This window comes from Paenibacillus sp. FSL R5-0345, assembly GCF_000758585.1.
Classification (GTDB): domain Bacteria; phylum Bacillota; class Bacilli; order Paenibacillales; family Paenibacillaceae; genus Paenibacillus_AQ.
Genome location: NZ_CP009281.1, coordinates 4084073 through 4103851, shown reverse-complemented (window position 1 = coordinate 4103851; position 19779 = coordinate 4084073). Strand labels below are relative to the sequence as shown.

Sequence of the window (19779 nt, the reverse complement as noted above, 5' to 3'; positions counted from 1 at the left end):
TATAGATGTCTAAAATTAGAGCAGGACGAGTGGGCGAGCAGATCAAGAAAGAGCTTAGTCAACTTATCCAAAGCGGACTGAAAGACCCTCGAATCGGTTTTGTAACTGTAACTGGCGTAGACGTGACTAACGATCTGTCGCAAGCGAAAGTATACCTAAGCGTGTTCGGGGATGAAGAACAGAAGTCAGGCTCACTAAAAGCGATCGAAAAAGCAAATGGTTTTCTTCGCTCTGAGCTTGGCAAGGCGATTCGCCTACGGCACACACCGGAACTGATCTTCAAGATTGATGAATCTGTCGCTTACGGCAGTCACATTGAGAAACTTCTCGGAGAGCTTCACAAGAACGATTAGAAATCGGTACTAAAAGGAGTTCAAAATAGCCTAAGGCTATTTTGAACAACCTTTATAAAGGAGACGGCGAATGCAGAGCTATGAACAAAGTCTCCAGCAGACCCGTGAGTTTCTGCTGGAACACGACGATTACCTTGTAGTGTCGCATGTTCAGCCGGACGGAGATGCAGTCAGCTCCACCCTAGCGGTGGGCTGGCTTCTCTCATGTCTGGGCAAAAAATACACTATGCTGAATGAAGGACCGATACCGAAGCGGATGGAATACTTATGGCATTCGGATGAAATCATCAATATGGCCTCTAGTGAACCGCCCCGTCAATACAGCAATGTGATCTGTGTGGATTGTGCTGATTTTCAGCGAGTAGGGCTGACCCATCGCTATTTTGCGAATGATGCTCTAATCCTGAATATTGACCATCACCCAACTAATAACGGTTATGGACTTGTGAATTTAATCAAACCGGATGCTGCTGCGACTGCGGAAATTTTGTTCGATCTGCTAAAGACGTTCGAGATTACATGGGACATCGATATTGCTACAGCAATATACACAGGTCTCTTGACAGATACTGGTGGATTTCGATATACCAACACATCACCTAAAGTAATGGCGGCCGTATCCGAACTGCTTTCTTATGGTGTTAACGGTCCTGAACTGGCTGAGACCTTACTTGAAGAAATGACATTGCCACAGATTAAAATTCTAAATAAAGCATTAAATACTCTTCAATTATCACCCGAAGGGAATATTGCCTGGCTGTATGTTACACCTGAGGATATGATCGAATGTGCTGCTGCGAATGAAGATTTAGAAGGAATCGTGAACTACCCTCGTAATATTCGAGGTGTGGAAGTAGGAATTCTGTTCAAGGTCATTCATGAACATGCGGTTAAGGTTAGTTTGCGTTCTGCTGGTAAGGTGGACGTGGCTGATCTAGCGCAAACGTTTGGAGGTGGCGGTCATACCCGTGCTGCAGGTGCGCGTATAGAAGCTACACTTGAAGAGGCAATAGCTCAGGTGCTTGAGGAGGTTAGACGTCATTTATGAGTGAATTAGAAGGTGTACTGGCGGTTTACAAGCCGGCAGGCTTCACTTCACATGATGTTGTAGCCAAGGCGCGTCGTATTCTCGGTATGAAACGGATCGGACATACGGGAACGCTTGATCCTCAGGTGACAGGTGTACTGCCGCTTTGTCTGGGTCGTGCTACTCGTGTTGTGGAGTATATTCAGGAGTTGCCTAAAGAATATGTGGCTACACTGAGACTGGGGATGTCCAGTGATACCGAGGACTTAACAGGGACTATTACAGAAACTGTTGATGAGGTGCATGTAACTGAAGAAGAAATTCTATCAGTGCTTGCTTCATTTAAAGGTGTTATTTCTCAGGTTCCTCCGATGTATTCAGCGGTTAAAGTTGACGGGAAACGTCTTTATGAGCTGGCACGAGAAGGCAAAACCGTTGAACGTAAAAGCCGTGAAGTAGAGATTTATGAAATTGAAATGACGGATATGACTTGGGAAGGCAATCATCCAGATATCACCTTCCGGGTGCTGTGCTCAAAGGGCACGTACATTCGTACTCTCTGTGTCGATATCGGACGAGCACTTGGACTGCCGGGTGTGATGGTAAAGCTTGAGAGAACGATGTCGGCAGGGATTTCTGCTAGTCATTGTCTTACGCTAGAGGATATTGCGACTCACAAGGAAGCCGGAACATTGGAAGATCATTTAATCGCTGCAGACGAAGCCATTTCTCATATGCCAAAGCACACTGTAATGGATGAGAAAAAGAAGGCAGCTTTGCAGGGGCAACGTTTGTCCTCGCGATTTATCGCTCCAGAGGTGAAGACGAACAGTCAATTTCGGCTATACGATCTTCAAGGTGGATTTCTTGGCATTTATGAATTGGAAGATACAGGTGCAATTGCTCCAGTGAAGGTGTTTGCACAAGCTTAAATCAATTTTACCAAGTGAATTGTAGGTGAGAAACAGCGTGAGAACCGTAACGTTAACCTATCCGATGTCTCCGGAGACTGCTGCAGAGTGGGCTCAGCCTCAAGTGGCTGCTCTAGGGCAGTTTGACGGATTGCATCGTGGACATGCCAGCGTCATTACATCCGCTGTGGCCTTAGCCCGTAAACAAGGTGTACCGGCCGCAGTCCTTACATTTCATCCCCATCCTAAAGATGTTATGGGTAAGGGTGATTATGAAGGGTATTTGACGCCACCCGTAGAAAAGCAGGAGATTCTAGCTAGTATGGGTGTCGATATCTTATATGTTATTGAATTTAATGAGCAGCTTTCCCGTGTAAGTCCACAAAATTTTGTCTCTGTTATGCTTTTGCCGCTACATATTGTAACTGCAGTTGTCGGCTTTGACTTTCGTTTTGGTTATCAAGGTGAAGGCGATGTTGAGATGCTTCGCAAGCTGGGTGAAGGTGTTATGAATGTAGAGGTTGCTCCCCCTTTTCTGCTTGAAGGAGAAAAGGTCAGTAGCTCAGGCATTCGCAAAAGTCTCCAAAACGGGGATTTAGAGCTGGCAAACTCCTGGTTCGGACGTTGTTATTATCTTCGTGGTGAAGTGGGTCATGGTGAGAAGAGAGGTCGCACAATTGGTTTTCCAACGGCGAATTTGAAGCTCAGTGCTCATTTTGTAATACCAACTAAAGGTGTTTATGCCGTCCGAGTCTTTTATAAGGATAAAGTTCTTTACGGGGTTATGAATGTGGGCGTTAAACCTACTTTTCATGATGGTGTATTGACTCCAAGCTTTGAGGTTCATCTGTTTGACTTCGAAGGAGACTTGTATGATCAAGAGCTCAAGGTAGAATTAGTATCTTACATTCGTCCTGAACGGAAATTCGAATCTATAGATGCGTTGATCACTCAAATTGGTGAGGATGCAGAAACCGCAAAGAAGATTTTGGGGTATAATCTATAGTCATCCCGGACAAGCCGTTTACTTTTGTTAATGGAGATGCTATACTAATAAACGTTGCTGGCTTACAGCATCATAACCTTAGCTTGGTTGCACGTTCTCACCGACGGTGACGAGGCTAGTGGCGATTATATTGAAGGAGGTGAACAGGATGGCATTGACTCAAGAACGTAAACATCAATTGATCGACGAGCACAAAACTCACGAATCCGATACTGGATCCCCTGAGGTGCAAGTTGCTATCCTAACGGAGAACATCGTTAATTTGACTGACCACTTGCGTACGCACAAGAAAGATCATCACTCCCGTCGCGGATTGTTGAAAATGGTTGGACAACGTCGTAAACTTCTGGCGTATTTGAAAAACAAAGACATCAGACGTTACAGCGCCCTGATCGAAAGACTGGGATTGCGTCGTTAATTTTCCATAAGATAACCCTTAAAGCAGCCTGGTTGTATACCGTATGTCCTTCTCGGAGCGACAGCGGGACAGCTGGGTTGCTTTTTGAAAATTTAGGGAAAACTTTATAGCAAGACTGATGAGATTATTCGTAAAAACGGCGACTGCACTTCATCTGTAAGACTTAGCCGTTTCTTCTTATATGCATACAGAACAGGCTACATACCTTTGGGACAAGCCTTTCCGATTCATTAGATCGATATGTGAACCTGCTATATTTGACTGCGGGTCTACTACTATTCAAGGAGGTATTTATGGAAAAACGTGTAGAAATGCAGCTAGGCGGAAGACGCCTTGTGCTGGAAACGGGCCGCCTAGCTAAACAAGCAAACGCAGCCGTTATGGTGCGTTACGGAGATACAGCAGTTCTGTGTACTGTTACCGCTTCAAGCGAGCCTAAAGATTTGGATTTTTTCCCGCTGACGGTCAACTATGAGGAAAGATTATATGCAGTAGGTAAGATCCCAGGTGGTTTTATTAAACGTGAAGGCAGACCGAGTGAAAAAGCGATTCTGTCCAGCCGTTTGACTGACCGCCCGATTCGCCCACTGTTCCCAGAAGGATTCCGTAATGATGTACAAGTTCTCAATCTGGTAATGAGTGTGGATCAAGATTGCACACCAGAAATTGCCGCTATGATTGGTACTTCTGCAGCACTTAGCATTTCCGATGTACCGTTTGACGGACCTATCGGTGGCGTCAATGTAGGCCGCATCAATGGCGAATTTATCATCAACCCTGATATTGCTCAGCAAGCAATTAGTGATATTTTCTTGACTGTTGCTGGTACGAAGGATGCTATCATGATGGTAGAAGCGGAAGCTAATGAAGTTCCGGAAGAAGTTATGCTCGAAGCGATTATGTTCGGACATGAAGAAATCCGTAATATCGTAGCTACAATTGAAGAATTGGTTGCAATCGCTGGTAAAGAAAAAATGGCAGTGAAGCTGCACGCAGTAAATGCTGAAGTGAACACTGAGGTTCGTGCGTTTGCACAAGCTCGTTTGGTTGATGCAGTTAAAATTGCTGAGAAGCATGCTCGTCAAGAAGCTATTGATGTGGTAAATAATGAAACAGTTACGTATTTCGCTGAGAAATACATAGAGACTCCAGAACTTCTGAAGGATGTTAAGGAAGTATTACATGACATCGTGAAGGAAGAAGTTAGACGTCTGATTACGCATGATAAGGTTCGTCCAGATGGACGTAAGCTGGATGAAATTCGTCCGATTGATTGTGATACTAACCTATTGCCGCGTACTCATGGTTCTGGATTGTTCACCCGTGGGCAAACGCAAGCACTTAGCGTATGTACGCTAGGCGCACTCGGCGATGTGCAAATTCTTGACGGTATTGATCTGACTGAAACTAAACGGTTCATGCACCACTATAATTTCCCTCCGTTCAGCGTAGGGGAAGCACGTCCGCTTAGAGCACCAGGTCGTCGTGAGATTGGTCATGGAGCATTAGGTGAACGCGCATTGTCTAAAGTGATCCCAAGTGAAACTGAATTCCCGTACACGATTCGTCTTGTATCTGAGGTTATCGAGTCTAATGGTTCTACTTCACAAGCTAGTATTTGTGCAAGTACGCTGGCTATGATGGATGCAGGCGTACCGATCAAAGCTCCAGTTGCTGGTGTAGCTATGGGTCTAATCAAGGATGGAGATCATGTGTCTATTTTGACAGATATTCAAGGTATGGAAGATCATCTTGGAGATATGGACTTTAAGGTAGCGGGTACTGCAGCAGGTGTAACTGCGATCCAAATGGACATTAAGATCGATGGTATTGACCGTCAAATTCTTCATGAAGCACTGCAACAGGCTAAGGAAGGCCGGATGCACATCTTAGGTAAAATGATGGAAGCCATCTCTGAGCCTAGAGCTAACCTGTCCAAATATGCTCCAAAAATCATTATCATCAACATTAATCCGGATAAAATCCGTGATGTTATTGGTGCGGGTGGTAAAATCATCAACAAAATTATCGAAGAAACCGGCGTGAAAATCGACATCGAACAAGATGGACGTGTCTTTATCGGATCTTCTGATGAAGAAATGATTCAAAAAGCCCGTTCGATCATCGAAGGTATTGTACGTGAAGTACAAGTCGGTGAAATTTATGTGGGTACAGTTAGACGTATTGAGAAATTCGGCGCATTTGTTGAACTCATTCCGGGTAAAGACGGATTGGTGCATATTTCCCAATTGTCTACTGAGCGTGTAGCGAAGGTAGAAGATGTTGTTGCTGTTGGCGACACCATTACAGTTAAAGTTACTGAAATCGATCAACAAGGCCGGGTTAACTTGTCTCGTAAAGCGGTATTGACTTCAGAAACTAGCGCTAAAGCATAAGTTTGATCTCAGTAATAGCCTTTACTAAAGGGATCTAATTTCATTATTAAAAGAGACAGAAGCGATTTGCGCTCTGGCTCTTTTTTTATATGACTGAAATTGGAAAGCGGGAACCAGTAATTCTATCTATTAGTCTTGTATCTGTTCATGACATAAATTCCTCCCTTGTCTCATAGATTGGGACAAAGTGTCTTTGTAATCGTGTGGAACGAACCTGAAATTCGTTTCTATCGGGGAGGAAGTCGTCATGAAGACGGAAAAGGTGGCATTAGTGGTTGCTTGTGTAGCAATCGTGATAGGAATTGGCAGCACACAGGGGCCGGTCAAGGACATGCTTGCACAATTGAAACCGCAGGATGATCTTGCAGTGTGGAAGGATATCCCTAAGGCGGCGAACAATGATCTTCGTCTGAGGATTGAAACCGCAGCGGCTAAGCTAAATGCGCCACCAGTGGATGCCGTGGTTGATCGGGTCTGGAAAGCTATTCCGGGCTATAACGGACTTGAGGTTGATGTAGAGAGTACCTATCGGAATGCTCTTTTGGCGCCAAAAGAACCCATTAAGTTTGTATATCGACAGATCGAACCAAAAGTATCGCTTAATGAACTGGGAGCAGAACCTATATATCGCGGAAACCCGGCGAAACCGATGGTTTCACTGATGATTAATGTGGCATGGGGAAATCAGTACATTGTGCCAATGCTGGATATTCTGGATGAAGAGAACGTAAAAGTTACGTTTTTTCTGGATGGAAGCTGGTTGAGTAAAAATCCGGAGCTTGCTGCAGAAATGCTAAAGCGTGGTCATGAGATGGAGAATCACGCGTATACCCACCCCAATATGAGTACCTTAAGTCGAGCGCGGGCTACCGTAGAAATTGAGAAGACTCAAAAGCTGTTAAAGGAATCGCTTGGAGTCACTAATAAATGGTTCGCGCCTCCATCAGGTGATTTCGATCAAGAGACAGTAGACATTGCTAGCAGTTTGGGCTTAAAGACCGTGCTCTGGACTGTGGATACAGTGGATTGGCGCAATCCTGCTCCTGAATCCATTGTTGCCAAAATCACAAGTAAAGCTGAACCCGGCACACTTGTTCTAATGCATCCGACTGCCTCATCCTCCAAGGCGCTGAAGGTCATGATACGCGGGATAAAGGCAAAAGGGTTACAGCTAGGTACAGTTAGCCAAACACTCTCAGCGGAGCGTCTAATCCCCTCTGATGTTGAGTGAGTGATCTATTTCTGGTAGGATTATAGGCACGTGAAGTAATTTAGATAGAACATGGCTATTGCCAGGAGGACTTGAAGTGGAAAAAATAGTATTATCCAATGGATTGCGAGTAGTAATGGAAAAAATTCCGACAGGCCGATCCGTTTCATTCGGCATCTGGGTAAAGACAGGTTCGCGGAATGAAAACCCTGGAAACAACGGGATATCCCATTTTGTAGAACATATGCTTTTTAAAGGTACAGACCGATATAGTGCTAAGGACATCGCCGAGCAGTTCGATGCTATTGGCGGCAATGTAAATGCATTTACCTCTAAGGAATACACTTGCTATTATGCAAAAGTACTGGATGAGCATCTGCCCATCGCAGTAGATGTGTTAGCAGATATGTTCTTCCGTTCACGTATGGATGCTGAAGAGCTGGAGAAAGAAAAGAATGTCATCCTTGAAGAAATTTCAATGTGCGAGGACACACCAGACGATCTTGTACATGATTTGATGTGTGCTGCTGCTTACAAGGATCATCCGCTTGCGTATTCTATCCTTGGCTTAAAAGAACGGCTAATGGAGATGAAGCCAGATGATCTTCGTGCATACATGAAAGAGCAGTATACGATTGAGAATACGGTAATAAGTGTAGCGGGCAACATCAGCGATGGACTGATTGAGCTGCTGGAGAAGCATTTTGGTTCTTTTGCTAATCATGGCACATCTGCGCCGCTGACTAAACCGGATTATTATGGGGAAATGTTGTTCCACCGCAAGAAAACAGAACAGAATCATATTTGTCTTTCCTTACCAGGGGTCCGCTCTGGCGATCCATTACAATATGCTATGGTGCTTATTAATAATGCCATTGGTGGTGGGATGAGCTCACGGATGTTCCAAGAGATTCGTGAAAAACGAGGCCTAGCCTATTCCGTATATTCATACCATAGTTCTCAAGCGGATTCTGGATTGTTCACGGTCTATGCTGGAACTGCACCAAAGCAAACCAAGGATGTAATGGAGCTTATTAAAGAAATGATGTACGAACTCGCTACTAAGGGTCTCAGTGAAGATGAATTGAGAAAAGGCAAGGAGCAGCTTAAAGGTAGCCTCATTCTTAGCCTTGAAAGTACTAGTAGCCGGATGAATCGTATCGGAAAAAATGAACTTATGCTCGGAAAACACAACACATTAGACGATATGATCGCTAAGATTCAGTTAGTTACGATGGACAATATCAACAGTGTGCTTGATAATATGTTTGCTGAGCCGCTTTCTTTAGCGATGGTAGGCTCAACAGATAAAGCTATTGCAAATGTTAGGAGAGATGATCTTGTCTTATTACGTACAAATCAATAAACTAGCTGGAAACGAGGATGTTAATCTTCCTTGTAAAATGTCAGAACAGGCTTCCGGGTATGACCTTTATGCCGCTGTTGAAAACGAAGTTGTTCTTGCACCTGGAGAACGTGCATTAATTCCAACTGGCATATCATTAGCTATGCCAGATGGATTAGAAGCTCAGATTCGTCCAAGAAGTGGACTAGCCTTGAAGCATGGGATTACATGTTTGAACACACCAGGAACGATTGATGCTGATTATCGTGGAGAGATCAAAGTGTTGTTGATCAATCTAGGCCAGGAGCCGTTTGCGATTGCTCGTAATGAGCGTATTGCCCAAATGGTATTTCAAGCGGTACCAGTGGTAAATTTGGTTGAAGTTGATACTCTATCCGAAACTGAACGCGGCGCTGGAGGCTTCGGTCACACTGGAAAATAATACAAAACATTAAAAAGCTTGCGAATCTATGCCTAATCAGCGTGATTTGCGAGCTTTTTTTTGTTCAAATATGACAAATTATAAGTTTCACATTTAAGCCTGCATAGTAATTCTTCTCCGCTTTTCACCCATTAAGAATGCCCAGCATAAGATGCTCTATAGTCGATAGTGTATGTTGAAAGGAGCGTCATCCCTATGCTTACTGGCGTCAGGATCGTGTTCCTGGGCGGGGACGCGAGACAGCTTGAAGTGATTCGGAAATGTGTGGAATTGGATGCGACGGTAAGCGCTGCCGGGTTCGATAAGTGGGAAGCCCCTTGCCCGGGGGTTAGCCTGGAACAGATGTCGGTAGAGCTGCTTAGTAATGCAGATGTATTAGTGTTGCCTACAGTTGGTTGTGATGACGAAGGGAATATCAGTGCTCTATTTTCTTCTGATCGCTTGATGCTCTTGGAGGAACATTTTACTGCTCTGCCACCCCATTGTTTGGTGTATAGCGGTATGGCCAAAAGCTACTTGCGCAGCATGTGCGCTAAGCATTCATTAAAGTTAATTGAATTGCTTAATCGTGATGATGTAGCCATTTATAACTCCATCCCAACAGCGGAAGGAGCACTGGTTATGGCCATACAGAACACGGATTTTACTATTCACAGTTCCAAATCGATGGTACTGGGCTTAGGCAGAACAGGTTTTACGATGGCAAGAAGTCTGCAAGGACTGGGTGCTAGTGTTAAAGCCGGAGTTAGAAAACAGGAACATTATGCACGAGCAGAGGAAATGGGCTGGAAGCCTTTTATGACCAGTGAACTGTTGCTTCATGTGCCGGATGTTGATCTGATATTTAATACAATTCCAAGTATGATCATCACCGCACAAGTACTCTCACGAATCTCACCGCATTGCTTAATTGTCGACCTGGCTTCCGCTCCAGGTGGATGTGACTTTCGTTATGCTGAGAAAAGAGGAATTAAAGCGATGCTGGCACCTGGACTCCCTGGCATTGTAGCTCCTAAAAGCGCTGGGATTATTATGGCAAATGCGCTGGTTCAGTCGATATCGGACGAGGCTTTAATCAAGGGGGACGAATAAAATGGATTGGCACGGAAAAACAGTAGGGTATGCGATTACCGGATCTCACTGCACGTTTGCTGAGGTAATGCCGCAAATTCAACGCTTCGTGGACGGGGGAGCAAATGTAGTGCCCATAGTTTCAGCATCCGTACTAGGGACCGACACCCGCTTTGGAACATCGCAAAATTGGCTAAAACAGTTGAAAGATATAACAGGTAATGATATCATTTCTACAATTGTTGAAGCGGAACCGCTGGGTCCTTCCAAGCTGCTGGATGTGCTTACAATAGCACCTTGCACTGGAAATACAACGAGTAAATTAGCAAATGCTATGACCGATAGTCCAGTGCTCATGGCTGCAAAATCGCAGATGCGCAATGGACGTCCACTTGTTCTGGCGATATCTACCAATGATGGCTTAGGTCTTAATGCAGCAAATATTGCTAAGCTTCTAGTGGCCAAACATATTTATTTTGTGCCATTCGGACAGGATAACCCTGAGGGCAAACCTAACTCGTTAGTAGCGCGTATGGATCTTATCCCAGAAGCTTGCTATGCCGCTTTGCAAGGGAAACAACTACAGCCGATGATTGTTGAAAAGTTTCACTCTGTCTAGATTAGGGCGGAATCGGTAGAATTAGTTGCGGTCAATAAAAGGGGAGATGTACCAAATGAGCAATGAGAAGTTACATGCCGCCGTGGTCAGAGTTACCTCTTAATCAAGAGACACGGCCGTTAACGCTCAAAGCCAAGATCTGCCATACCCATTGCTGAGATCATTGCTACCAAAACAATATAAGCACTACTGCTACCGTCCTCATTTCGAGGGCGGTACAACCATTTTTCAAAATATTAGAACTTTACTTAAGAAATAAGCTTACGTACTGTAATGGAATTTCTCGTTTAGAAACGATATTAGTTCTGTTTACGAATGATTAGTGTGTTTGCTTTAACAATAATGGAGGAATTATACATGGGTATTCTGGTACAAAAATTCGGAGGAACATCACTTTCAACACCACAAGCTAGAGAGCACGTAATTCGTAACGTCAAACGGGAGCTCGCAAGCGGCTATAGTTTGGTCATCGTAGTTTCGGCTATGGGCCGACGGGGAGAACCTTATGCAACAGACACTCTATTGGATTGGGCTGTGCAGAATGGAGATGCATTACCTGAGCGTGAGAAGGATCTCTTGATGTGCTGTGGTGAGATTATCTCTGCGACTACACTTTGTGGACTGCTGGAGAATGAAGGGATTGCTTCTACCGTATTAACGGGAGCTCAGGCTGGGTTTATGACAGATAGTAACTATGGCAATGCAAGAATCCTAGATGTGCGTCCTGAACGAATTCTCCGCGAACTGCGTGAAGACAAAGTGGTTATAGTAACGGGGTTCCAAGGACAGACTGAAGCTGGTGACTTGACGACTTTGGGCCGTGGAGGAAGTGATACCTCTGCTACTGCTTTGGGCGCTGCTCTTCATGCAGATATGGTTGATATCTATACAGATGTGAACGGAATTCTTACAGCAGATCCGCGGATCGTTGAAGATGCAAAACCGCTAACGTATGTTAGTTATACAGAAATTTGTAACATGGCTCATCAAGGAGCAAAAGTAATCCATCCACGTGCGGTTGAGATTGCTATGCAGGCACAAATTCCAGTGCGAGTTCGTTCAACCTTTTCAGAGGCTGAAGGTACACTGGTTACGAATCCAGAAGGGTTTAACGACATCCAGTCTGGTGGCATTGTAGATCGCTTCGTGACAGGGATTGCTTACGTTAGCAACGTTACCCAAATTTCAGTGGAGTGTCCAGACGGAAATGGTACGGGCGTTCAATTGCAAATTTTTAAAAGTATGGCGGACAACGGAATAAGTGTTGATTTTATTAATGTAACACCTACGGAAGCACTTTATACTGTGTTCGATGACAAATCAGAAAAGGCCATCTCGGTACTCCAGCAATTGGGTTTGCGCCCTAAGAGCTTATCAGGTTGCGCAAAAGTCTCCGTTATCGGGGGCGGAATTAACGGTGTGCCTGGTATTATGGCTCGCATTGTTGAGGCACTTAGCTCACAAAATATTCAGATTCTCCAATCCGCAGATTCGAATACAACGATTTGGGTGCTGGTGAAGAAAGAGGACATGGTGCAGTCCCTGCGTTCGCTGCATGCTATGTTTGAATTGCACCGCTGACAAGGAGGAATTCAAAGTGGATTTCGGAAGATTAATAACAGCCATGGTAACCCCCTTTGACGGGGATGGAGAAATCAACTGGGATGTAACTTCAGAGCTTGTCGATTATTTAATTGAGGAACAGAAAACAGAGGCGTTGGTTGTCTGCGGCACGACCGGAGAATCTCCAACGTTAAGTGATGAGGAGAAATTGCAGCTGTTTTCTTTTGTACTTGAGAAGGCGAATGGTCGCTGCAAAATCATCGCTGGGACAGGTAGCAATAATACGAAACATTCGATTCACCTCACGAAGGAAGCTGAGAAAATTGGTGTGGATGGCGTGCTATTGGTCGTCCCGTATTATAATAAGCCTAATCAGGAAGGGCTTTATCAGCATTTTTCCGCAATTGCTTCGGAGACTTCATTGCCAGTCATATTGTATAACGTTCCAGGTCGCACGGGTGTAAGTATGAGTGTAGACACAACCCTACGACTTGCTGAAATTCAGAATATTGTTGCGACAAAAGAATGTGCATCTGTCGATCAAATTACACTTATTGCTTCTTCGTGTTCCGATGACTTTCGCGTATATACTGGTGATGATTCAGCAGGATTAGCTAGTCTAGCCGTTGGAGGATACGGGATTATCAGTGTAGCTAGTCACGTCGTAGGTGCACAGATGTCAGAAATGATCTACGCATACACTTCAGGAAACGTTCAACGAGCAGGAGAGATTCATCGGCAATTGTTCCCAATTTTCAAAGGATTGTTCGAATGTCCTCAACCTCTACCGAATCCTTCTGCGGTTAAATATGCTTTAGGTCTGAAGGGGCTGCCTGTTGGAGGCGTCAGATTGCCGCTTATTTCACCTACAGAAGCTGAAGCAGCTTTTATTGAGGCATTATTTCAATAAGTGCGGATCAGTGATATTTTTAGTATTTACACCGGCTTCTCCTTTGGAGAGCCGGTTTTTATTTTTATAATATTTTGCTGAAATATTGGGTCACATTTAAGGAAAGAATTTGGATACGCGACAGGGTGACTTGTCTTTTGCCAAAAAAATCATGTATAATGATCTTAAGTGACTGGGTGCGGTTAAAATTAAATATGCGGTAATCTTCCGTCAATGGTATACATTGTGAGACAGGATAGGTCCCAAGATGAGTCTGTGTAAATGATTGACATGTCTTCGCGCGAGGGGCGCGACGGTGAATTTTGACGGCATTTGTCCGCTTCAATATGAACTTTACTGCCCGGAATCGGGAGCTTTCGCATTGCGCATTTTACAGATATCAGGAATATCCTTGTTAATTAAGGAAGCTATCAGCTGTTTGAAGAATGTGTTCAGCGCCGCTGAAATAATCGAAGTTCAATATTTACCAATAAAAGTATGACGTCCAACATCATAGGAGGGTTAGATTCATTTGTCCAAAAAAAACAACAACGATAAATTGATGATTTTCGCATTGGGCGGAGTCGGAGAAATCGGGAAAAACATGTATGTCATTCAATATGGAGCTGACATAGTAGTCGTGGATTCGGGACTGAAGTTCCCGGAAGAAGATATGCTCGGTATTGATATTGTAATTCCTGATATCTCTTATTTGACAGAGAACCGTGACAAGGTAAGAGGGATTGTGCTTACCCACGGACACGAGGATCACATCGGTGGTCTCCCATATGTCCTGAAGAACTTGAATGTTCCGGTTTATGGAACAAGACTTACATTAGGCCTTGTAGAGAACAAATTGAAGGAAGCAAACTTGCTGGGTGACACCAAACGAATTTTGATCAATGAAGATTCAGAAATTCAACTTGGAAGCTCGCTCAAAGTTACGTTCTTCAGAACAAACCACAGTATTCCGGATTCCGTCGGTGTGTGCATAGAAACACCGGAAGGTAACGTAGTTCATACGGGAGATTTCAAATTTGACCACACTCCAGTCAACGGTCAATTTGCAAATCTGCATCGTATGGCTGAAATTGGTCAAAAGGGTGTACTTGCGCTTTTGTCGGATAGTACGAATGCTGAGAAACCAGGCTTTACCCCATCTGAGAAGAATGTCGGTATCGTTCTGGAAGACATTTTCCGCAAGGCTGAACAACGTGTCGTTGTAGCAACTTTTGCTTCCAACGTGCACCGTATTCAACAAGTGGTTAATGCAGCAGAATCCACAGGCCGTAAGATTACAGTAATTGGCCGTAGTATGGTAAACGTTGTATCCATCGCTTCTGAGCTTGGATATTTGAACGTACCAGATGGTATGCTGATTGAGCCTGAAGAAATGAACAGAATGGCAGCGAACCGTGTCGTTGTTCTTTGCACAGGCAGCCAAGGCGAGCCAATGTCCGCATTGACCCGTATGGCACGTTCCAGTCATCGTAAAGTAGATATCTTGCCTGGTGATACTGTTATCATTGCGGCAACACCGGTACCAGGTAACGAGAAATATGTAGGCCGTACCATTGATGAATTGTTCCGTCTTGGCGCTAACGTTATTTATAGCGGTTCCAATTCCGGCGTTCACGTATCCGGTCACGGTAGCCAGGAAGAGCTTAAACTTATGCTCAACCTGATGAAACCGAAATATTTCATTCCAATTCACGGTGAATATCGTATGCAGCGCAAACATGCCCTTTTGGCAGAATCTGTTGGCGTAGATTCTCAGAACATTTTCATTACTGAAATCGGTGAGATTGTGGAAATTCAAGGCGGTGCCGCTCGTAAAGCTGGTAAAGTAACGGCTGGTAACGTATTGATTGACGGTCTGGGTGTAGGTGATGTAGGTAATATTGTATTGCGTGACCGTAAACTGCTGTCTCAGGATGGTATTTTGGTTGTCGTGGTTACACTTAGCAAACAAAATGGTGCGATTGTCTCCGGACCTGACATCATTTCCCGTGGTTTCGTTTATGTTCGTGAGTCCGAAGGACTGCTCGACGAAGCGAACCGAATTGTTTCCAGTACATTGCAACGCCTGATGAGTGAGAAAGTAAATGAGTGGGCTTCGCTTAAAACAAGCGTAAAAGATTCGCTCGGTCGTTTCTTGTATGAGCAAACGCGTCGTAGACCGATGATTTTGCCAATTATCATGGAAGTGTAAGGAGAATTCTCCTTAAATAAATATATAGCTAGGGCATTGGCCCCTTTTCCCCGGAAATATTGGACGGTTTCTACGGGAAAAGGGGTTTTTGTATTGTTTATATTCACATCATAAGGAGAGGGTTGCATAATGCGGGGCCCTGAAATGTCATACTAATGAAAGTTAGTAAGGCTATAGCAGACCAGAGCTGCATAAGAAAAGGGAGAGCTGCGAAGATGAACTACATGGATGGATCAAATGGAGCAAAGAATGAGGAAGTTATACCACAAGAGGGAAATCCGAGCACAAATGAGAATATGCCGCCCAATACAATGGGTGCAATAAAAGAGCTTGGACAAACAGCGGTTCCTAGCGGTGAACCGGATATCTTTTGCATAACGATTATTGGTCAAATTGAGGGTCATATTGTTATGCCTCCTCAGAACAAAACAACAAAATATGAGCATATCATTCCGCAGCTGGTGGCAGCTGAACAAAATAAGAATATTAAAGGTCTGCTTATTATTTTAAATACTGTAGGTGGAGATGTCGAAGCTGGTCTAGCGATTGCCGAAATGATTTCTTCTCTCTCTAAACCGACAGTAACAGTTGTCATTGGAGGAGGACATAGTATTGGCGTTCCAATCGCTGTATCCTCTACGTATTCGATTATTGCGGAAAGTGCAACGATGACGATTCATCCGATTCGTATGAATGGTTTGGTAATCGGTGTGCCACAAACGTTCGAATATATGGAGAAAATGCAGGAGCGGGTAGTAAAATTCGTCACTTCTCATTCTCGGATTTCTGAGGATCAGTTCCGTGACTTGATGTTTAAGACGGGTGAGCTCAATCGTGACATTGGAACCGCCGTTGGGGGACTCGATGCCGTTAAATATGGGCTCATGGATGAGGTAGGCGGGATCGGAGCGGCCTTAGCACATCTTAACCGCATGATTGGTGGAGATTTCTCTGCAGCGCCTACTGCAGCAATTTCGGGAGGGCTTACGCAATGACACTTTATACGATAATGTCGATGGAACAGGTGTGGGAAGGGGCATTTAATAATTACGCTACAACGCGAGAAGTTAGTGTTCAAGGGATGCTAATGCAGGTTGAGCCAATGGAGGAAGGACGCGCTCGCATAGTAAGATTGCTGGATTGTCCTTTGGAGCGTTATTTGGATCCATCGTTCTCTCCTGGAGCGATAATTACGTTAACATAAAGATTCATTTTCTGACAAAAGAGAACATAGGTACGCCACGCCATTATATGGTATAATGTTGTTCCGGGGGTGGCTGGCGTGGCTAAACGAAAAAAGAAAAAGAAAAAAGCGCTGCTCGGCAGCGTTTTAAAATATGAAATTTATGGAATTTTACTAATAACGATATCCGTTATTGCTCTGTCCGGTGAAGCGGCGGTAGGGCGATCACTTTCAAGTATGGCGGGTTATTTATTAGGGAGATTTTATTTTGTGTTGCCGCTTGTCGGTATTTTTTACGGTCTTATGGTTATGATCCACCGAAGATGGCCTTCATCTTGGAACAGTAGGCATACAGGCGTGCTTCTGCTTCTGCTATCCATGTGCCTTATGAGCACGATATCTGCAATGGAGCAGAAGCTTGGCCCGTTGTCACTGCTTCATCCTGGCAACGTGATGACACAAATACATAATGATCTTTCGGGATCTCTTTCGCCCGGTGTTAACAATAGTAATGTTTACATGCTGGGTAAGGATATTAGCGGTGGATATATCGGCGGTTTGGAGTATGCTGCACTCCTGTGGCTCTTTGGTAGTCTGGGAGCTAAGCTGCTAATGATCGTCATGCTTGCCATCAGTTTTATGTTAATTACAAATCTCTCTTATGTGGAGATTATTACTCTTTTGCGAGTGCGTACCGTTAAGTTTGTGGAAGGGATTCGTCTTCATGCGGCAAACCGTCCGAAGGCTGTCCCAGTAGCAGCGAGACCTTCCAAAGCAGCGGCACCCGCTAAGACACGGGCAGTGAAGCAGCCTGTCTATGAAGAGGATGACGAAGAGGAAGAGGATGATCGTTATTTGCCTAATCGCAAACAACCTGTCCTTTTGAAAAAAATATCGGGCTGGTTCTCAAGATCAACACATCCAGAGGTAGATGTAGATCCTGAGGATGATCAGGGGCCGATTGTAACAAGTGCTTCGCAGGGTCCGATCATTTCGGGGCTTTCAGCAAATAGTCGTGTGACGCCACTTGAAGATATCCATCATGATTTTGATGATGCTGATATGGATATGGAACCTGTGACTCCAATTATCCGAGACTTTTTTGAGCATATCCGCTCAGAAGGGCTGAATGAAGAAGATCGGGAGGAATGGAGTGAATTTTCTCCTGCGGCTCGTGGTGTTACCGGCAAAGCTCCTGTTACTGGGGTTAATGCAGTTAATCAACCACCTTCAGATGAGCCTGAGGAAAATGTGAACATAGACTTGGATGGATTGTTAACTGCAACTCCTGAAGGGGAGATCATTCCTGCTCCACCGGCACCGCCTCCACCCAAGCCTTATAAGCTGCCATCTTTCCGTCTTCTAGCCAAACCTAACAACAGTGGTAAAGCGGGGGATCAGAATGATTATATGCAGACTGCCCGTAAGCTAGAAGCTACACTTGAGAGCTTTGGTGTTCGGGCAAAGGTTCTTGAAGTAGTTAGAGGTCCAGCAGTTACACGGTATGAGATTCAGCCGGATATTGGTGTCAAGGTTAGTCGCATTGTTAATCTTACGGATGACATTGCACTTGCTCTTGCAGCCAAAGATATTCGTATGGAGGCGCCAATTCCAGGTAAATCAGCCATTGGGATAGAGGTACCGAATTCCGAAGTGTCTGTTGTAACTATGCGTGAAGTTATGGAAACACAGATTTTTCAGGAAGCTGAATCCAGACTATCTATTGCTTTTGGACGTGATATTTCAGGTCAGACGATTATCGGGAACTTAGCGAAGATGCCCCATCTATTGGTAGCTGGTGCAACGGGTTCGGGTAAATCGGTTTGTATTAATGGGATTATAACGAGTATTTTATATAAAGCTAAACCCAATGAAGTCAAATTCCTGATGGTAGATCCGAAGATGGTAGAGCTGAATGTCTATAATGGGATTCCCCATCTTTTGGCTCCAGTAGTTACTGATCCGAAGCGGGCGAGTTTAGCTTTGAAGAAGATCGTTGTGGAAATGGAGAAAAGGTATGAACTCTTCTCCAAATCAGGAACGCGTAACATGGAAGGTTATAATAAGCTGATGGCAGAGAATCCAGCTGCGATACTTCCGTATATTGTTGTTATTGTGGACGAGCTTGCGGATTTGATGATGGTTGCCGCTAACGATGTAGAGGATGCTATCTGTCGACTCGCACAGATGGCGCGTGCAGCAGGTATTCATCTAATCATCGCTACTCAGCGTCCTTCTGTTGATGTCATTACAGGTCTGATTAAAGCTAATATTCCATCTCGTATCGCTTTTGGTGTATCGTCCAATGTAGACTCGCGTACCATTCTGGATATGCCAGGTGCGGAGAAGCTGTTAGGTCGGGGAGACATGCTGTTCTTACCGATGGGGGCTTCTAAACCGATTCGTGTGCAGGGTGCCTTTATGAGCGATCAAGAGGTTGAGACAATCGTTCAATATGTCAGCAGTCAAGGTGAAGCAGAATATGACGAGTCCATTGTTCCAGAGGTTGATGACACAATTGCTGAAGACCAGGAGCCACAGGATGAATTATATGAGCAGGCCGTAACGATCGTGCTTGAAGCGAAGCAAGCTTCAGTCTCGCTACTACAGCGCCGGATGAGGGTTGGTTACACCCGTGCAGCCCGTTTGATTGACTCTATGGAGGCTCGTGGGGTAATAGGGCCTTACGAGGGCAGCAAGCCGCGTGAGGTGCTTGTATCACTAGAGCAGTATCAGCATAACAAGATCAGTTCTTAAGCTGGACAAGTCAGTTTAAGCCTTTAATAGACAGTAAAAGGGGGTCGACTCCAAGTAGTTCATACTACTTGGAGTCGACCCCTTACTCATGCTGAAGAAGTGTAAATGACACTTTAAATAATGGCTTTAGTGAAGCTTCATTAAAATAATTAGGGAATTTCTCCCTGAAATTCTGAGATTATTGGTTCTCAGACTTACAATTAGGGAAAAGCTCCCTATAATTCATCTGGTTTGGTAAGAAATAAAGGAATTGGCCTTATTTTTAGGGAGGAATTCCCTGATTCCATTCATTATCAGAGAATATCCACTATTTTCAGGGAGTTTTTCCCTAAAAGTGCGAACCTGTTACTTGGACTATTGTGAATTCATATCACTAA

The 19779-nt window shown here is 44.5% G+C and carries 17 protein-coding genes; all 17 read left to right on the top strand.

Features of this window, described 5'->3' with window-relative positions:
- The first annotated feature begins 5 nt into the window (after nt 1–5).
- The 17 genes from rbfA to R50345_RS18040 all read left to right on the top strand — a co-directional run bounded on the left by rbfA (nt 6) and on the right by R50345_RS18040 (nt 19402).
- Nucleotides 6–353, top strand: a complete 348-nt coding sequence (gene rbfA / locus R50345_RS18120) for a 30S ribosome-binding factor RbfA (RefSeq protein ID WP_042128856.1) — start codon at nt 6–8, stop codon at nt 351–353.
- A 70-nt stretch (nt 354–423) separates the two neighbouring features.
- Nucleotides 424–1401, top strand: coding sequence for a DHH family phosphoesterase (locus R50345_RS18115; RefSeq protein ID WP_042128854.1), 978 nt, complete (start codon nt 424–426; stop codon nt 1399–1401).
- Nucleotides 1398–2312 carry a tRNA pseudouridine(55) synthase TruB gene (gene truB / locus R50345_RS18110; protein WP_042128852.1) on the top strand — a complete coding sequence of 305 codons (915 nt, stop codon included), beginning with the start codon at nt 1398–1400 and terminating at the stop codon, nt 2310–2312. The genes R50345_RS18115 and truB overlap by 4 nt, the downstream gene beginning before the upstream one ends.
- 37 nt (nt 2313–2349) lie before the next feature.
- Nucleotides 2350–3297 carry a bifunctional riboflavin kinase/FAD synthetase gene (locus tag R50345_RS18105; RefSeq protein WP_042128851.1) on the top strand — a complete coding sequence of 316 codons (948 nt, stop codon included), beginning with the start codon at nt 2350–2352 and terminating at the stop codon, nt 3295–3297.
- Nucleotides 3298–3445: 148 nt separating this feature from the next.
- Nucleotides 3446–3715, top strand: a complete 270-nt coding sequence (gene rpsO / locus R50345_RS18100) for a 30S ribosomal protein S15 (protein WP_036656390.1) — start codon at nt 3446–3448, stop codon at nt 3713–3715.
- Between the two features lie 293 nt (nt 3716–4008).
- Complete coding sequence (gene pnp, locus R50345_RS18095; protein WP_042128848.1) at nt 4009–6111, top strand: polyribonucleotide nucleotidyltransferase; 2103 nt, start codon at nt 4009–4011, stop codon at nt 6109–6111.
- Nucleotides 6112–6358: 247 nt separating this feature from the next.
- A complete protein-coding gene (locus R50345_RS18090) occupies nt 6359–7342 on the top strand; it encodes a polysaccharide deacetylase family protein (RefSeq protein ID WP_042128846.1) in 984 nt (327 codons plus the stop codon).
- Between the two features lie 76 nt (nt 7343–7418).
- Nucleotides 7419–8687, top strand: a complete 1269-nt coding sequence (locus R50345_RS18085) for a M16 family metallopeptidase (protein WP_042128845.1) — start codon at nt 7419–7421, stop codon at nt 8685–8687.
- Nucleotides 8662–9108: a dUTP diphosphatase gene (dut, locus tag R50345_RS18080; RefSeq protein ID WP_170880298.1), complete on the top strand. Its 447-nt coding sequence runs from the start codon at nt 8662–8664 to the stop codon at nt 9106–9108. The genes R50345_RS18085 and dut overlap by 26 nt, the downstream gene beginning before the upstream one ends.
- A 195-nt stretch (nt 9109–9303) precedes the next feature.
- Nucleotides 9304–10200: a dipicolinate synthase subunit DpsA gene (gene dpsA, locus R50345_RS18075; RefSeq protein WP_042128839.1), complete on the top strand. Its 897-nt coding sequence runs from the start codon at nt 9304–9306 to the stop codon at nt 10198–10200.
- A 1-nt stretch (nt 10201) separates the two neighbouring features.
- Nucleotides 10202–10798, top strand: coding sequence for a dipicolinate synthase subunit B (locus R50345_RS18070; protein WP_042128837.1), 597 nt, complete (start codon nt 10202–10204; stop codon nt 10796–10798).
- Between the two features lie 357 nt (nt 10799–11155).
- Nucleotides 11156–12379: an aspartate kinase gene (dapG, locus tag R50345_RS18065; protein WP_042128835.1), complete on the top strand. Its 1224-nt coding sequence runs from the start codon at nt 11156–11158 to the stop codon at nt 12377–12379.
- A gap of 16 nt (nt 12380–12395) precedes the next feature.
- Nucleotides 12396–13271: a 4-hydroxy-tetrahydrodipicolinate synthase gene (gene dapA / locus R50345_RS18060; protein WP_042128833.1), complete on the top strand. Its 876-nt coding sequence runs from the start codon at nt 12396–12398 to the stop codon at nt 13269–13271.
- Between the two features lie 511 nt (nt 13272–13782).
- Entirely contained in the window at nt 13783–15462 is a 1680-nt protein-coding gene (locus tag R50345_RS18055) for a ribonuclease J (protein WP_042128831.1), read from the top strand.
- A gap of 215 nt (nt 15463–15677) precedes the next feature.
- Nucleotides 15678–16457, top strand: a complete 780-nt coding sequence (locus R50345_RS18050; protein WP_170880299.1) for a ClpP family protease — start codon at nt 15678–15680, stop codon at nt 16455–16457.
- A complete protein-coding gene (locus R50345_RS18045) occupies nt 16454–16666 on the top strand; it encodes a YlzJ-like family protein (protein ID WP_042128829.1) in 213 nt (70 codons plus the stop codon). The genes R50345_RS18050 and R50345_RS18045 overlap by 4 nt, the downstream gene beginning before the upstream one ends.
- A 78-nt stretch (nt 16667–16744) precedes the next feature.
- Nucleotides 16745–19402 carry an FtsK/SpoIIIE family DNA translocase gene (locus R50345_RS18040; protein ID WP_042128826.1) on the top strand — a complete coding sequence of 886 codons (2658 nt, stop codon included), beginning with the start codon at nt 16745–16747 and terminating at the stop codon, nt 19400–19402.
- Nucleotides 19403–19779 lie beyond the last annotated feature (377 nt).

Bases quoted from the DNA above. Each gene is read 5' to 3' on its own strand.
- dpsA (WP_042128839.1), top strand. From the start codon at position 9,304: ATGCTTACTGGCGTCAGGATCGTGTTCCTGGGCGGGGACGCGAGACAG.
- dapG (WP_042128835.1), top strand. From the start codon at position 11,156: ATGGGTATTCTGGTACAAAAATTCGGAGGAACATCACTTTCAACACCA.
- R50345_RS18090 (WP_042128846.1), top strand. From the start codon at position 6,359: ATGAAGACGGAAAAGGTGGCATTAGTGGTTGCTTGTGTAGCAATCGTG.
- R50345_RS18070 (WP_042128837.1), top strand. From the start codon at position 10,202: ATGGATTGGCACGGAAAAACAGTAGGGTATGCGATTACCGGATCTCAC.
- rbfA (WP_042128856.1), top strand. From the start codon at position 6: ATGTCTAAAATTAGAGCAGGACGAGTGGGCGAGCAGATCAAGAAAGAG.
- pnp (WP_042128848.1), top strand. From the start codon at position 4,009: ATGGAAAAACGTGTAGAAATGCAGCTAGGCGGAAGACGCCTTGTGCTG.
- R50345_RS18050 (WP_170880299.1), top strand. From the start codon at position 15,678: ATGAACTACATGGATGGATCAAATGGAGCAAAGAATGAGGAAGTTATA.
- R50345_RS18045 (WP_042128829.1), top strand. From the start codon at position 16,454: ATGACACTTTATACGATAATGTCGATGGAACAGGTGTGGGAAGGGGCA.
- truB (WP_042128852.1), top strand. From the start codon at position 1,398: ATGAGTGAATTAGAAGGTGTACTGGCGGTTTACAAGCCGGCAGGCTTC.
- R50345_RS18115 (WP_042128854.1), top strand. From the start codon at position 424: ATGCAGAGCTATGAACAAAGTCTCCAGCAGACCCGTGAGTTTCTGCTG.
- rpsO (WP_036656390.1), top strand. From the start codon at position 3,446: ATGGCATTGACTCAAGAACGTAAACATCAATTGATCGACGAGCACAAA.